The organism is Bifidobacterium boum (assembly GCF_000741535.1).
In the GTDB taxonomy this organism is placed as follows: Bacteria; Actinomycetota; Actinomycetes; order Actinomycetales; family Bifidobacteriaceae; genus Bifidobacterium; species Bifidobacterium boum.
The window spans coordinates 334411-349130 of the sequence record NZ_JGYQ01000016.1; the positions used below are offsets into that span (position 1 = coordinate 334411).

Genomic DNA, 14720 nt, shown 5'->3' on the forward strand with positions numbered 1-14720 from the left:
CTTAATCCTCAGGCACATAATCAGCGCCGTAGTACTGTTGCGACAGCTTCTCAAACGTGCCGTCGTCCTTGAGCTGTTTCATCGCGGTGTTCACCCGCTTCATGAGCGTCTTGTCCGCGGACTTGTTGAACAGAATATAGGAGCTTGATTTATTGACGGCCTTCTTGCTGCCCTCCAGGCCTTTCTTGAAGGAATCGTTCCACAAATCGAGCGAGTACTGCGGGGCGAGCGTGGCATCATACGCGCCGGAGGTCAGGCCCTGGACGATTTGTTCGTTGGTGTATGTGCCGTAGACCAGGGTGAACGCATTCGGGTTCTTCTTTAGGTAGGCTTCAGCCATCGCCGCCTGGTTGGTAGCAGTAGTCACGTAGACCTTCTTGCCCTTGAGCTCGTCGAAGGTCTGATACACTTTGCCGTTCTTCGGGTCGGAGACGATGAGGGTGTCCCACTTGGTCATGCCGACCGTACCGTAGACGAATTTGGCTTTGCGTTCGGCGTTGATTTCGTACTCGTAGGCGGCGATTTGCGCTTTCCCGCTGGACAGATTCGACAGGGTCGTCGGGAAATCACTGGTTTCGAATGTGAACTTGTAATATTTCGAAAGTTTGTCGCCGACGGCTTTGATGACGGCGACATCGTAGCCGTCCAAATCGCCGGCCTCGTTCATGTAGCAGAACGGTTTACCGTCGTTGCCGGTGGCGATTTTTATCTCCTGAACCCCTGAGCCGTTCGTTGCACTGGCCGATCCACCGCATGCGGCAAGCGACCCGAGAGCGAATACGGATGTGAGCAGTACTGCGCCGATGGTGGCGATTTTCTTGGAACCGAACATGATGATCTCTTTCTCTTCATTTGATGATGGTTGCAATGGCAATGATGGGATTTGCGGGAATCCTGCGTCTGGCCTGCAGTTGTGCATACAGCTGCGCGCATGAAGGCATGGCTTGCGCCAGGATATGGCATGCCGCATTGTGGCATGTGTGAAATGGTGCGCGTGAAGCCGCTCAGGCGCCGGCTACGGTGGCCGCGTTCTGCGCGACGATTTGCAGCCCGGCTGCCGGTGTCGTAGGTGTTGCAGTATTTGCCCGTCGAGGCAGCAGCAGGCTCGGCATCTTCAAGCGCAGTGCGATATGCGGGGTATGGGCGGTGAAGCTCATGTTGCGTTCGATAGCCGCGAAGACACGTTCCAAGATGAAACTGAGCGCGACGAAGATGACAGCCGCTCCAGCGTAGGCTTCCATGGTGTGGAAGGTGGCGGCGCCCAAAGCCCTGGCCCTGCCTACCACATCGACAACGCCGATGGTGAACGCCAAGGAGGTGTCCTGCAGCAAGGCGATGGTGGTCGTTCCGAAGGATGGCATGGCCACACGGATCATCTGCGGGAAAATGACCTTCATATAGGTTTGTCGCTTGGTCAGGCCGCAGGCAATGCACGCGTCAGTTTGGGTTCGCGGAATGCTTTGAATGGACGCCCTGATTGTCTCTGACTGGAAGGCTGCGGTATTCAGTCCGTAAGCGATGTAGACGAACATCACTTTGTTCCAACCGGAAATATCGATGTGCAAGGTGGATTGCAGAAGAATCGGAACACCGTAATACACAATGTAGAGCTGGACGAGAATCGGGGTGCCGCGGACGAACGAAACGAATACGGCGGCAATTTGGCTGAGGACGGGAATCCGTTCGATTCTGAGGAAGGCAATCAGGCTGCCGAGCAGCAGTCCGATGATTGTTGCGATAAGGACGATCATCAGGGTCACGGGAAGAACCGCGACAAGACGAGGGAAATCTTTCCCCACCAACGACCAGTTAAAGTATGCTGACATGGTATCGCCTTTCTTTTCGTTCATCGCTCACCGGCGGCAGGTACCCCGGTCGCACTGCCGGCACTTGCGGGCGCAGACGCCGGGGCGGGAATCCGTGTGCATCTTGGGTGCGCCCGGAAACCGTGGTCGATAACAGGAATAATGACTTCAATGCTGTGATCCTTTCCGAGGTGAAGTTGATAGTCATGTACCGTAAGAGGCACGGGTATCGACGAAATGCAGGAATCGTTTCCCGACGGTGACTTTCGTTTCGGTCCGATGAATTCAGCCGCGCCGATACCGTTTCTAGCGCGAAGCATATCGTCGATTTCGCCACGATATTCGTGGTACAACTTCAGTATGGGGAGAACATCAGCAATGGGCGCACGCAGACACGATGGAATTCGTCATTCGTCACATGTCGGAAACACATGCACTGTGATGCTGTAGAACAACACGCGCGCCATATCGTGCCCCCCATCGTTACAAGTTGTCTGGTGCATGCGCTCCGACCGATATCGACACCGCGAAATACCGCCGCATCGATACTATAGAAGCAGGCTTCGGCGCATTATGCGAGGCGAAGCGACATCGTGACGGCCATCCGGGCCAACCCGTATCGGAACGTCACGGCGTCTGTCATACAGCGAGCTCAAAGGAGCATTATGGACAAGGCACAGCAAGACGCATTGAAGAAGGCTGCCGGCATCGAGGCCGCGAAGCTCATCCAGGACGGCATGATCGCCGGTCTCGGCACCGGTTCGACCGTGCGTTTCCTCGTGGACGAGCTCGGCCGCCGCGTGCAGGAGGAAGGCCTCAAGTTCACCGGCGTCACCACCTCCCGCCGCACGCAGGAGCAGGCTGAAGGCTACGGTATCAAGATCGTGAACATCGACGATGTCGATCACATCGACATCACCATTGATGGCGCCGACGAAGTCGACAAGAACTTCAACGGCATCAAGGGCGGCGGCGCGGCTCTCCTGTGGGAGAAGATCGTGGCGATCAACTCCAACAAGGTCGTGTGGATTGTCGACCAGTCCAAGGTCGTCGACACCATCGGCAAGTTCCCGCTGCCGGTCGAGGTTATCCCCTTCGGCAACGGCCAGGTGATCCGCAAATTCGAGGCGAAGGGCTACAAGCCGACGCTGCGCCTCGACGCTGCAGGCAAGCCGGTGCTCACCGACGAGAACGATTACGTCGTAGACCTGCACCTGGGGCGCATCGACCACCCGCAGGAGCTGGCAGAGGACCTCATCCACACCGTGGGCGTGGTGGAGCATGGTCTGTTCCTCAACATGGTCGACCAGGTCATCGTTGGCGATCCGGCCGGCCCCCGCACCCTGATCAACCCGAACAAGTAACCCTGACCCGTTGCGGCGATTCGTGGAATCGCCACGACAGCCCGGCCTTATGTGTGGTACGAATCCGCCACACATAAGGCCGTTATCATAACAGCCACTCGGGCACCGCCACACATAAGAGAGTCGGCGGATAAGCTGGGGATAAACTGAATAGGGTGCGTTGACGCACATCCAACCCGATCCCCTCTTATAGAAAGGCAAACCCCATGACCGATATGACGGACGAATCCCAATCCATCGACACCATCTGTGTGCAGGGCGGCTGGCAGCCGAAGAACGGCGAGCCTCGTACGCCCCCGATCGTCCAATCCACCACCTTCAAATACACGAGCAGCGAGCAGATGTCTCGCCTATTCGACCTGTCGGAGTCCGGCTACTTCTACACCCGCCTGTCCAACCCGACGAACGATGTCGTAGCCAAGAAAATCTGCGAACTCGAAGGCGGCACCGCGGCCATCCTCACGAGCTCCGGCCAGGCGGCGAACTTCTTCGCCCTGTTCAACATCTGCTCCGCCGGCGACCATATCGTCGCCTCGAACGCCATCTACGGCGGCACCTACAACCTCATCAATGTGACCATGCGCCGCATGGGCATCGACTGCACCTTCGTACACCCGGATTGCACGCCCGAAGAGCTCGAAGCCGCGTTCCAGCCCAATACGAAGGCCGTGTTCGGCGAATCCATCGCCAACCCCTCGCTGATGGTGCTGGACTTCGACAAGTTCGCCGCAGCCGCACACAACCATGGTGTGCCGTTGATCGTCGACAACACCTTCCCCACGCCTGTCAACTGCCGCCCCTTCAAGTACGGCGTTGATATCGTGACGCATTCGACCACCAAGTACATGGACGGCCACGGCTCGTGCGTGGGCGGTGCCATCGTGGATTCCGGCAATTTCGACTGGATGGCCCACGCCGACAAGTTCCCGGGCCTGACCACGCCCGACGATTCGTATCACGGCGTGACCTACGCCAAGGAGTTCGGCAACGGCGGCGCGTTCATCACCAAATGCGTGGCGCAGCTCATGCGCGACTTCGGCTCCATCCCCTCGCCGTTCAACGCGTGGATTCTCGGCCAGAATCTCGAGGATTTGGGATTGCGCATGCAGCGCCACTGCGAGAACGGCTACAAGGTCGCGAAGTTCCTTGAATCCGATCCACGTATCTCCTGGGTGAACCATCCGGGCCTCGAAACCGACACATACTACGAGCTCGCGAAGAAATACATGCCGAACGGCACGTGTGGTGTCATCGCCTTCGGTGTGCCCGGCGGCCGTGAGAAAGTCTCGGCGCTGCTCGACCATTTGAAGCTCGTGTCCATCGCCACCCATGTGGCGGACTCGCGCTCCTGCATCCTGTACCCGGCAGGCACGACGCACCGTCAGCTCACCGAGGAGCAGCTCAAGGAGGCGGGTGTCGGCATCGACCTCGTGCGTCTGAGCTGCGGTCTTGAAAGCGCCGACGATATCATCGCCGACTTGAAGCAGGCTATGGACGCGGTGCTCTGACATCCCGTGCGCACGGTTTTCTGCGCAGTAATACCGTGAATAGCCGAACCGCGAACGGATGGTAATCCCGCCCGTTCGCGGTTTTCTTTCTCGGCGTGCGGTCACCAAATCAGGTTGCGTATGCCCGGACATTCGCAACCTGACGGATACCATCGGACACTACCTTCTTCCACAGCGTTTTCGCGGGCCCCGCATGTCCGGACATATACAACATGCCTATGCGTCCTCTTGCCAACCGGTTACGCCAAAGCCGCGTCCGGATGTCACCAGTTCAAGGCAGCCGCTCCGGCAGCAATGAAAAAGCCCCTCCGAAGAGGGGCCTGAGCTGTGAGCTACTCGCAAATATGCGCGAGGCTTCACCGGGCAAGACTACTTGCGCTGGTGACGAGTCTTACGCAGCAGTTTGCGGTGCTTCTTCTTGCTCATCCGCTTGCGGCGCTTCTTGATGACAGAACCCATCTGAAGCCTCCATTCTTATTACCGAAAGTTTGCAACTCGCCTAATACTACACGTATTCGGCGACTTTGGATAACGACATTCCGTTGGCGCGCGTGAAAATACTGCCGGATCCTGTTACAGCGGGAATTTTTGGCAGAAAGTCGTCACCGCGTCACTCGGACCGTTCGCTTGGAACACCGCGGTATCGTTGATCCAGACAGCGACCGCTTTCTTGCTGTCGGACGCATCCTTGCGGATCACATAGCTACCGGTGTTCTTGCCGCCGACTTTCACATTGCCGGATGCGATCTCGTCACCGCTGAGCGATGCGGTCAGCGCCGTATATTGTTTCTTCGCATCATCCGCACTGGACCATTGCGCGGTGATCAACGCGATATTCTTCGTGTCATCCCCGGTGGAATACGTCATCGTGTATTCTTCCAACGGCGACGCGGATGTCCAGTTCGCGCTCGGGTTGGCGTCGGTACGCGCATAATTAACCACGCTGTCCGGCATGGCTTTCAGCAGACTCGTCGCGTCAGCGGGCAGTGCTTTCGCTGAAATCGTTGGGGTTGATGGCGTTTTCGGTGCGGCAGATTTTTTGGTGCCGCTCGCCGTGGAACTGGTTGTCGGCGTGTCCGCCGGCGTTGTCGCCTTGTTGAGCGCCCAGCCTGGCCAGATGAATGCTGACAGCAGTGCCAGCACGATGACCACCGCCGCCACTGCGATCACTGCAGTGAGCTTGCCATGGGATGAGGATTGTTCAGTGTTCGCCATAGGGTTCATTCTCGCACAGCGGCATGACGCACGCCCGATGCCTTGCGGGTGGCGCAATGTCGTGAAAGTTCGCTAGCTTCGGCACTATGGCAAAGACTACGACGCAGTTTGTGTGCACCGAATGCGGTTGGAACGGGCCCAAATGGTACGGCCGCTGCCCTGAATGCGGCCAGTGGGGGACGGTCGAAGAGTTCCATGAGGCGCGGCCCGCCGCCAAATCGCGTACTGCAGCGCCGGGACGGACTTCACGCACGCAAGCGCAAACCGTGGTGGGCGAGGGCACGGTCAAACCGATCAGCGAGGTCGGCATGGAAAGCGTCACCCGTATCCCCACGGGTTTCGGCGAATTCGACCGCGTATTGGGCGGCGGCATCGTCCCCGGATCCGTGGTACTGGTCGCCGGCGAGCCGGGTATCGGCAAGTCCACGCTCCTGTTGGAAACCGCGGGGAATGTGGCGCGCGCCAACCCGGACGGCACCGTACTGTACTTGTCTGGCGAGGAATCTCAAGCGCAGGTGCGGATGCGTGCATCCCGCATCGACGCGGTGCAGAACAACCTCCTGCTCGCTTCAACCACTGATCTGGCCACGGTACTCGGTCTGATCGCGCAGGAACATCCGCGACTTGCCATCGTCGATTCCGCGCAAACCATCGTTTCTCAGGATGTCGATGGCATCTCGGGCGGATCCACGCAGGTGCGTGAAGTCGCGAGTGCACTCATTGATACCGCAAAAAACCTTGATATCCCTATTGTTCTGGTCGGTCATGTCACCAAGGACGGTTCTATTGCAGGGCCGCGCACATTGGAGCATCTGGTCGACGTGGTCTGCCAGTTCGAAGGCGATACGCAGACCGCGCTGCGCATGCTGCACGCGGTGAAGAACCGGTTCGGTCCGACCGATGAGGTCGGATGCTTTGACATGAGCGGCGAAGGCATCGAGGAGGTCGCCGACCCGTCCGGCTTGTTCCTGTCCGCTTCACAGGAAACGGTGGATGGTACATGCGTGACATTCACGTTAGATGGGCATCGTAGCCTGCCGATCGAGTTGCAGGCGCTTGTCACCAAATCCGTGCTGCCGACGCCGCGTCGTGCGGTTAATGGTGTGGACGGGAACCGCCTGGCGATGCTGACCGCCGTTCTGTACCGTCACGGCAAGGTGAATCTGCTTGCCAACGATGTGTATGTTTCGACGATTGCGGGGGCATCCGCCAAGGAGCCGGCATGTGATCTGGCGATTGTGGCGGCGTTGGCGAGCGCTGCGACCGGTACGCCGATCGCACGCACGACCTGTGCGATCGGGGAGATTTCACTGACCGGTCAAGTGCGTCCTGTTCCCCAGCTGGCTCACCGGCTGGCTGAGGCCGCACGGCTCGGGTTCACGCGTGCCGTTGTGCCGGCGACCCGTTCCGGTAAGCGGCACGCCGGTTCCGCTCCCAAAGGTATTGACTTGGTTGAGGTGACGTCGTTGCGCGACGCGTTGGATGCGCTGGGACTTCGCAACAGTCGATGAATCTGCGCGTGGAAGGGCGATCCGGGTGTATGTCCCGCAGAACGGTTTGCACCCGGGTTTATCCATGCTTATTGCGCGTCTTGTGCGGCTTCTTCGGCTTGTTTCGCGTTGACGGCGAGTTCGGCTTTCAGAGCGTCCACGGAATCGAATTTGATTTGCGGGCGCAGGAATCCGGTGAATTCGACGCGGACGCGATGCCCATACAAGTCAAGCCAATCGTCGGTCACCGCGTAGGCTTCGACGACACGCTCCGGTTCGCCGTGTCCGGTTTCAAACGTCGGCTTGGTGCCGATGGAGATGGCCGCCGGCCAGCGGTACGGCGAGTGGGGGGCGAGGCGAGAGCGAACCGAAGTGAGATCCAACGGCTGCGGGATGCTCGCAGCCGGCGTGATGCCGCCTACTTCTGTGATGGCGTTCGTAGCGTTTGCGGCGTTCGCGGTATCGTTGTCCGGTTCGCCAAGGTCGACCAGCCAGCCGGCGTACACGCCGTCCACCGGCAGGTATCCGTCGATGGCTGTGTCAAGGTTCGCTGTCGGGAAGCCGATGTTGCGGCCACGCTGCTCACCGTGGATGATGGTGCCTTCGATGCCGTGCGGCGCACCGAGGATGGCGTTCGCATCCTTGATGCGTCCTTGGGACAGCAGGTAGCGGACGTTCGACGAACTCCATACTCGCGCCTGCTTGGCTTGATGGCTTTTGCTCCATGCGCGTAGCTGGGCTTTGGTCATGCCGTCGGTCGGGTCTTTCGGCTCACCCGGCTCCTGCGGGGCGGCATACGAGATATCCTGCGGGATACGCGTGTAGCCGGGTCCGCGATCGTCGACGATATCCAGTTCGAACACGCCGGTGGCGAGCGCAAGATTTTCGATTGCTTTCACATCGCCGGTTCGCCCTGCTCCCATGTGCGCGTCCTGTCCCAACACCAGGGTTCGCATGCCGAGCTTGCCGACCAGCTGACCGAGGAAGAAACGGAAGGATTTCGCGGCGAACGCGAGCGTGTACTGTACGAGCAGCACGTGGTCTACGCCGAGTTCAGCCATGACGCGCAAACGCTGGTCGATGCCCATGAGCTGTTCGGGATCGGTGATATCCGCTGGCGCTTGTTCACCATGATGGGTTTTCGCGTACTGGTGGATGACGCCCGGCCGGGGGGTGAACAGGATGACGACGGAGAAGGCGTCGTTGTCGTTGGCGAGTTCGACGGTTCTTCCGATCACCGCACGATGCCCGTTGTGCATGCCGTCGAATGATCCGACCGTGACGACGGATTTGCGGTTGACGCTTAAGGTCGGCCAAGTGACCAGGCCGCTGCTGTCGGGAACCAGGTTGGTGATGTTCATGCTGTTCCTCTTGTGATTGTCCCGAAATTCTTGGATTTCTTCGTTATGCTGCGTCCACTCTAGCAAAAGTTCAGGCGTCTGGGAATAGTGCCGGAAATACTACTGTCGGGTGGGATTGTGACGGCGTCTTGGTGTCGGGGATGATAATGGCGACCACGTCTTCTTCCCGGCCGGCCGGATGGGCGATGGCCGCGGTGGCGTCAGGCACGGTCACGTCGATACTGCGACCGTAGCGCAAATCCCGCGCCTGACCGTCCGTGATATCCACGGCCGGCATGGTCATGCGTGCCGCTTGCCCCATCGTCAGGGACGCATCCAGCAACTGTTCTTTGGTGACACCGAGCCGGGCTTTCATACGGGTTTCATGCCGTCCGTCGCGTGTGGTGAAACTGTATTCCTCGCTGCGTGCGGTCAGGACATGCGGCCCTTCGACGCTGAACGCGCCGACGCGGGTGCGCCGCAACCGGGTGAGGTATCCCCCGACCCCGAGCATGTTGCCAAGATCGCGGGCGAGCGCACGAATATACGTTCCCGCCGAGCAGGTGACACGTACATCGACATCCCGTGTGCCCTGCGCTGCATCCGGTTCATGGACGGCAAGCACGTCGAAGCTGTCGATGGTCACCTGGCGAGGCTCGAGAACCACATCCCTGCCTTCGCGGGCAAGGTCATACGCGTGTTTGCCGTTGATTTTCACCGCGGAATACGCGCTGGGAATCTGGCTGATCTCACCCAGCAGGTGGGCGCTGATCGTCTGTTCGATTGCTTCCCGGGAGAGCGCTGCGACCTGTGCGCGCACGTGTTCGCGCTCCCCTGCCGGCCACACGACGATTTCGCCTTCGGCATCCTCGGTCGTAGTGCGTTGTCCGAGCCTGATGGTCGCCTCGTAGGTTTTATGATGGTCGACGATGTAGTTGAGCAGCCGTGTGGCGTGTCCGAAACCGACGACGAGCACGCCGGTAGCCATCGGATCGAGAGTACCGGCGTGGCCGACGCGTTTCACGTGGAGCACGGAACGAACCGCGGCGACAACATCATGACTGGTGACGCCTTGCGGCTTGTCGATGACGACGAGACCGTCAGGCATTCTGCCCGCCTGTCACCGTATCGGCGCCGGGATCGGCGGTATCGTCGGCATCATCATCGGCAGTATCGTCAGTATCGTCATCGTCATACTCGTCATACTCGTCGTCGTCAGCCCAACGGTTTTCACGTTCTTCGGGATGCTTATACGGGTCCGCTTCGCCGGCGTACTTGGCGTTTTCGCGGGTTTTCGCGAGCTCTTCGTCACGGCGGCGAGCGGTGACGAGAATATCCTCGATTTCGGTCGCTTCTCCCGGCACCTCGTCGAATTTGAATTTGAGTTCCGGCGTCAACCGCAAACCGGCCTTGTGTCCCACCAGTGTGCGCAGGCGGCCTTTCGCCTGATTCAACGCTTGTTGGGCACGTTTGCGTTCACCCTGCTCTTTGCCGTCATGACCGAGCTGGGTCCAGTAGATGGTGGCGATTTGCAAATCATTGGTGACCCGTACATCAGTAATGGTCACGCTGTGGAGCCGCTCGTCGTGAAGCTGGCGTTCCAACGCCGAAGCGACCACACGCTGGATAAGCGCCGCGATGCGCGCCGCCCGTGGATTCGTCCCTGCCAATGGTGTTCCTTTCCTGGATTGGCGCCGGCCCTTATTGCCGATGGCGCCCTATACGCTTGCTGATTCGATATTCCCACAGCCCTGCCGGGATGTGGCATCCGCTGGCTGAAAGCGTAACAGGCTGTGGTTCGGACTCTGCTCGGATTGCGCAGCCGGTAGGCGTGCAGTCCGTTTGTGCAACAGGCCAGTGCGCCGTTGGGAGTGCACTGGCCTGTTGCGACCGGGTTACCGGATTGCCGCGGGCGGCATGGGCCGCCTGATGCGACTACTTGCGTTCGATCTCACGCATCTCGAAGGTCTCGATGATGTCGCCGATCTCGATGTCGTTGAAGGTGCCGAGGTTGATACCTGCCTCGTAGCCTTCCTTGACCGACTGGACGTCGTCCTTGAAGCGGCGCAGCGAAGAAATCTCCAGATCGTTGACCGTGGCGACCCCGTTGCGCAGGATGCGGCACTTGGTGCCCCGCTTGACTTCGCCGTCCTGAACCATGACGCCGGCGATGTTGCCGAACTTGGAGGAGCGGAAGATTTCGCGGATTTCGGAGTGCGAGGTGACGACCTCCTCGTATTCGGGCTTGAGCATGCCCTTCAAGGAGGCTTCGACATCTTCGATGGCCTTGTAGATGATCGAGTAGTACTTGATCTCCACGCCTTCGCGTTCCGCCAGATCGGCGACCTGACGGTTCGGACGCACGTTGAAGCCGATGATGACGGCCTTGTCGACGCTTGCCAGGTTGACATCGTTCTGCGTGATGGCGCCGACGCCGCGGTGGATGACCTGGATGCCGACTTCCTCGGACACGTCGATCTTCATGAGCGAATCCTCGAGCGCTTCGACAGAACCGGAGGAATCGCCCTTGATGACGATATTGAGCATATCCACTTCGGACTTGGCGAACTGCTCCTTGAGGCTTTCGAGCGAAACCACCTTGCGGCGCTTCGCCAGCTGGGCGGCACGCTCGGTGGCCTGACGCTTCTCGGCGATCTGGCGGGCGGCGCGATCATCAGGGGCGACCAGGAACAGGTCGCCTGCGGTCGGCACGGAGGTCAGACCGAGCACCTGGACAGGCGTGGACGGGCCGGCGGCCTTCATATGGTTGCCGTTCTCGTCGAGCATGGCACGCACGCGACCGTACGACGTACCGGCCACGATCGCGTCGCCGACGTGAAGCGTGCCGGACTGCACGAGTACAGTCGCCACTGCGCCACGGCCCTTGTCCAGTCGGGCTTCGACGGTGGCGCCTCGAGCGTCCATATCCGGGTTGGCGCGCAAGTCGAGTTCAGCGTCGGCGGTGAGCAACACTGCTTCGAGCAGCTTGTCGACATTCGTGCCTTGCTTGGCGGAGATGTCGACGAACATGGTGTTGCCGCCGTACTCTTCCGGCACGAGGCCGAATTCGGTGAGCTGGCCGCGCACACGTTCCGGGTTGGCGCCTGGCTTATCGATCTTGTTGACCGCAACGACGATCGGGACATGCGCCGCCTGCGCATGGTTGATGGCTTCAACGGTCTGGGGCATGACGCCATCATCCGCCGCGACCACAAGGATCGCGATATCGGTGAGTTCCGCACCACGGGCGCGCATAGCGGTGAAGGCCTCGTGACCAGGAGTATCAAGGAAGGTGATCTTGCGTGATTCGCCGTCAAGCTTGACCGTCACCTGGTATGCGCCGATGCGCTGCGTGATACCGCCGGCCTCACGAGCCACCACGTTGGTTTTACGGATGGTGTCAAGCAGTCGGGTCTTACCGTGATCGACGTGGCCCATAACCGTGACCACCGGCGGACGCGGCTTGAGGTTCTCATCATCCTGCAGCTCTTCGCTATCAAGATCAATGTCGAACTGCTGGAGCAGCTCCTTGTCTTCCTCCTCAGCAGAAACGATCTTGATGTTCCAGCCGATTTCCTCACCGAGAATCTGGAAGGTCGCCTCATCGAGCGACTGGGTCGCCGTGGCCATCTCGCCGAGATGGAACAGCACGGTCACCAAAGCTGCCGGATTCACATTGATCTTCTCAGCAAGGTCGGCGAGGGAAGCACCCTGACGTAGGCGCACCGTCTGACCATTGCCTGCGGGGATGCGCACACCGGCAATAACCGGGGCTTTCATCTCCTGATATTCATGACGCTTCGCGAGACGGTTCTTACGAGCCTTCGAGGACTTGCCGCCCTGACGGCCGAACGCACCCGCGGCGCCGCCACGACCGCGACCACCTGGACGCGACGGACCGGCATTGCCGCCACCGTTCTGGAAGCCGCCGCCGAAATGATTACCGGCGCCAGCTGAACGATTGCCACCGTTCTGGCCGGGACGATGCTGTCCCCACTGCCCCGGCTTCGCCCCGGCACGACCATTGCCGAACCCGTTACGACCGCCACGACCACGACCACCACGACCGCCTTCGACAGTCGGACGAGCCATAGGATGCGGACGAGGAATATCGCCCGGCGTGGGCACGTGCATACCCTGCTTGCGGCTGAACGGATTATTGCCCGGACGAGGCCCCGGCGTTGCCGCATGCGGTGCGCCGGTACGGCCTTGCTGCGGGGCGCCCTGCGCATTACGCGGAGCGTGCGGGGTATTGCCCGCCCCCGGACGCGGCGCATTGCTGCGACGGGTGTTGGTATGCTGCCCCGGACGCGGCTGCTCGCCACGCTCGGAACGCGCGTTGCGACCATCGCGACGGTCATCACGACGCTGCGGACGATCCGGCCTGCCACCCTGCTGGGAGCGCTGTGCGGCATGAGGTCCCGGATGCGGAGCCCCCGGCTTCGGCACCTGCATATGAGCGGGGCCGGGCTTCACGGAAGTCCGATGTTCGGCATGCTTAGCCTGCGATTCCTGGGAATGCTCAGTATGCTGTCCCGGACGTGGAGCCGCCTTGGCTGCGCCCTGCTTCTTCTCACTCGGCTTATTCTGCGCATCCGCTTTCGGGAAGGATGCTTTCAAACGGCGAACGACCGGCGCCTCCACCGTAGAGGATGCGGACTTGACGAACTCCCCCATGTCCTTGAGCTTCTCAAGGACGGTTTTGCTGTCAACGCCAAGTTCCTTGGCCAGTTCATATACGCGCTGTTTTGCCACTCAGTTTTCTCCTATTCCGTGACTGCGCGCATATGCGCAGTCACACTTCGATGATGGCGAGCTTACCTTGTCTCATCGTGCGACCATGATCTGTTACCTCGTCTCCGTGTCACAGCTCGGATGCAATACACCCGGGCCCGGATTGCCGCAACCCAGCATACCTGAGACGCTGGATTGCGGCGCGACTCGTGTCTACTCGGCTTCGCCGGACGATGCGTCACGTTCCGCGGCCATCTTCGCCTTATGCTGTTCGGCGGATTCAATACCGATCTTCCAACCGGTCAGCTTCGCGGCGAGACGGGCATTCTGGCCTTCCTTGCCGATGGCGAGCGACAGCTGGTCGTCATGGATGAACGCGATAGCGGTCTTGTTTTTCTCGCTGATGACCTGCACGTCCGTGGCAACCGCAGGCGAAAGCGCAGCAGCGACGAACTTCGCCGGATCGGCGGACCAGTCGACGATATCGATTTTCTCGTTGCCGAGATTCTCCATCACCGCGCGCACACGCGAGCCGGCAGGGCCGATCAGCGCACCCTTGGGGTTGACACCTTCAGTATTCGCCTTGACCGCAATCTTCGTACGTGCACCCGCCTCACGGGCGATAGCCATGATGGACACCGCACCAGAAACCAGTTCCGGCACCTCACGCTCAAACAGGCGGCGGACAAGCTCCGGGTGAGAGCGGGAGACGATGATCTCCGGGCCGCGCAAGCCGCGGGACACGTTGACAACGTACACACGCAGACGCTCACCATGACGGTAGCGCTCGCCGGGCACCTGTTCACGGCGAGGCAGCAACGCTTCGACATCGCCGACCGCAATATGCACGTTCGTGGGATCTTTGGCATCCTGCTGCACCACACCGGTGATCAGTTTGCCTTTCTGCCCGGCAAAAGCGCCGAGTACTCGGTCATCTTCAGCCTTACGGAACAGCTGGCTGATGACCTGTCGCGCAGTTGCCGCGGCCAAACGGCCGAAATCGCGCGGAGTGTCGTCGTACTCCTCCCCCAGTTGCGGCGCCGGATGCGGGTTGTCCTCAGTCGGTTCGACTGGAATCTCATCTTGAGCCCAAATCGTGAACGTGCCTGCACGCTCATCAAGCTCCACACGGACATGCTTCGCCGCGTGGGGTGTTTTGAGATATGCCAGCCGCAATGCTTCGGAAAGTGCATCATCCAGCGTCTCGGCGTCAATTCCCTGACCAGCTGCCAGCTGGTGAATACCTGCCAGGTCCAGTTCCATC

At 60.1% G+C, this 14720-nt stretch carries 12 protein-coding genes; 3 read left to right on the forward strand and 9 right to left on the reverse strand.

What is annotated here, in order from left to right; all coding sequences use genetic code 11:
• Window position 1: 1 nt before the first annotated feature.
• Together BBOU_RS07255 and BBOU_RS07260 are read right to left on the reverse strand one after the other, a co-directional pair.
• Window positions 2-832 carry a transporter substrate-binding domain-containing protein gene (locus tag BBOU_RS07255; protein WP_033490131.1) on the reverse strand — a complete coding sequence of 277 codons (831 nt, stop codon included), beginning with the start codon at window positions 830-832 and terminating at the stop codon, window positions 2-4.
• A gap of 172 nt (window positions 833-1004) precedes the next feature.
• The gene (locus tag BBOU_RS07260) at window positions 1005-1826 is read right to left on the reverse strand and encodes an amino acid ABC transporter permease (RefSeq protein ID WP_081815456.1); all 822 of its coding nucleotides are present in this window, start codon (window positions 1824-1826) and stop codon (window positions 1005-1007) included.
• A gap of 644 nt (window positions 1827-2470) precedes the next feature.
• Here BBOU_RS07260 and rpiA point away from each other — a divergent pair.
• Together rpiA and BBOU_RS07270 are read left to right on the forward strand one after the other, a co-directional pair.
• A complete protein-coding gene (rpiA, locus tag BBOU_RS07265; protein WP_026502374.1) occupies window positions 2471-3169 on the forward strand; it encodes a ribose-5-phosphate isomerase RpiA in 699 nt (232 codons plus the stop codon).
• 206 nt (window positions 3170-3375) lie between these two features.
• A complete protein-coding gene (locus BBOU_RS07270) occupies window positions 3376-4677 on the forward strand; it encodes an O-acetylhomoserine aminocarboxypropyltransferase/cysteine synthase family protein (RefSeq protein WP_026502375.1) in 1302 nt (433 codons plus the stop codon).
• Between the two features lie 369 nt (window positions 4678-5046).
• Here BBOU_RS07270 and BBOU_RS09130 read toward each other — a convergent pair whose 3' ends face one another.
• A complete protein-coding gene (locus BBOU_RS09130) occupies window positions 5047-5136 on the reverse strand; it encodes a 30S ribosomal protein bS22 (protein ID WP_004268639.1) in 90 nt (29 codons plus the stop codon).
• A gap of 114 nt (window positions 5137-5250) precedes the next feature.
• Window positions 5251-5892 carry a hypothetical protein gene (locus tag BBOU_RS07275; RefSeq protein ID WP_026502376.1) on the reverse strand — a complete coding sequence of 214 codons (642 nt, stop codon included), beginning with the start codon at window positions 5890-5892 and terminating at the stop codon, window positions 5251-5253.
• An 86-nt stretch (window positions 5893-5978) separates the two neighbouring features.
• On the opposite strand from BBOU_RS07275, the gene radA reads away from it, so the two are divergent.
• Window positions 5979-7403 carry a DNA repair protein RadA gene (gene radA, locus BBOU_RS07280; RefSeq protein WP_026502377.1) on the forward strand — a complete coding sequence of 475 codons (1425 nt, stop codon included), beginning with the start codon at window positions 5979-5981 and terminating at the stop codon, window positions 7401-7403.
• Window positions 7404-7471: 68 nt separating this feature from the next.
• Here the strand turns inward: radA and BBOU_RS07285 are convergent, their stop codons facing one another.
• The 5 genes from BBOU_RS07285 to nusA all read right to left on the reverse strand — a co-directional run bounded on the left by BBOU_RS07285 (window position 7472) and on the right by nusA (window position 14719).
• Entirely contained in the window at window positions 7472-8743 is a 1272-nt protein-coding gene (locus tag BBOU_RS07285) for a riboflavin kinase (RefSeq protein ID WP_026502378.1), read from the reverse strand.
• A 70-nt stretch (window positions 8744-8813) separates the two neighbouring features.
• On the reverse strand, window positions 8814-9830 hold the full coding sequence (gene truB / locus BBOU_RS07290; protein ID WP_026502379.1) for a tRNA pseudouridine(55) synthase TruB: 1017 nt from the start codon (window positions 9828-9830) through the stop codon (window positions 8814-8816).
• A complete protein-coding gene (gene rbfA, locus BBOU_RS07295) occupies window positions 9823-10392 on the reverse strand; it encodes a 30S ribosome-binding factor RbfA (protein WP_026502380.1) in 570 nt (189 codons plus the stop codon). Before rbfA ends, truB begins: the two co-directional genes overlap by 8 nt.
• A gap of 265 nt (window positions 10393-10657) precedes the next feature.
• Window positions 10658-13477: a translation initiation factor IF-2 gene (gene infB, locus BBOU_RS07300; RefSeq protein ID WP_026502381.1), complete on the reverse strand. Its 2820-nt coding sequence runs from the start codon at window positions 13475-13477 to the stop codon at window positions 10658-10660.
• 192 nt (window positions 13478-13669) lie between these two features.
• Entirely contained in the window at window positions 13670-14719 is a 1050-nt protein-coding gene (gene nusA / locus BBOU_RS07305; protein WP_026502382.1) for a transcription termination factor NusA, read from the reverse strand.
• Window position 14720: the final 1 nt, after the last annotated feature.

What these genes read in the sequence shown, in the direction of transcription:
- BBOU_RS07255 (WP_033490131.1), bottom strand. Translation starts at nt 832, where the DNA reads ATGTTCGGTTCCAAGAAAATCGCCACCATCGGCGCAGTACTGCTCACA.
- BBOU_RS07260 (WP_081815456.1), bottom strand. Translation starts at nt 1,826, where the DNA reads ATGTCAGCATACTTTAACTGGTCGTTGGTGGGGAAAGATTTCCCTCGT.
- rpiA (WP_026502374.1), top strand. Translation starts at nt 2,471, where the DNA reads ATGGACAAGGCACAGCAAGACGCATTGAAGAAGGCTGCCGGCATCGAG.
- BBOU_RS07270 (WP_026502375.1), top strand. Translation starts at nt 3,376, where the DNA reads ATGACCGATATGACGGACGAATCCCAATCCATCGACACCATCTGTGTG.
- BBOU_RS09130 (WP_004268639.1), bottom strand. Translation starts at nt 5,136, where the DNA reads ATGGGTTCTGTCATCAAGAAGCGCCGCAAGCGGATGAGCAAGAAGAAG.
- BBOU_RS07275 (WP_026502376.1), bottom strand. Translation starts at nt 5,892, where the DNA reads ATGGCGAACACTGAACAATCCTCATCCCATGGCAAGCTCACTGCAGTG.
- radA (WP_026502377.1), top strand. Translation starts at nt 5,979, where the DNA reads ATGGCAAAGACTACGACGCAGTTTGTGTGCACCGAATGCGGTTGGAAC.
- BBOU_RS07285 (WP_026502378.1), bottom strand. Translation starts at nt 8,743, where the DNA reads ATGAACATCACCAACCTGGTTCCCGACAGCAGCGGCCTGGTCACTTGG.
- truB (WP_026502379.1), bottom strand. Translation starts at nt 9,830, where the DNA reads ATGCCTGACGGTCTCGTCGTCATCGACAAGCCGCAAGGCGTCACCAGT.
- nusA (WP_026502382.1), bottom strand. Translation starts at nt 14,719, where the DNA reads ATGGAACTGGACCTGGCAGGTATTCACCAGCTGGCAGCTGGTCAGGGA.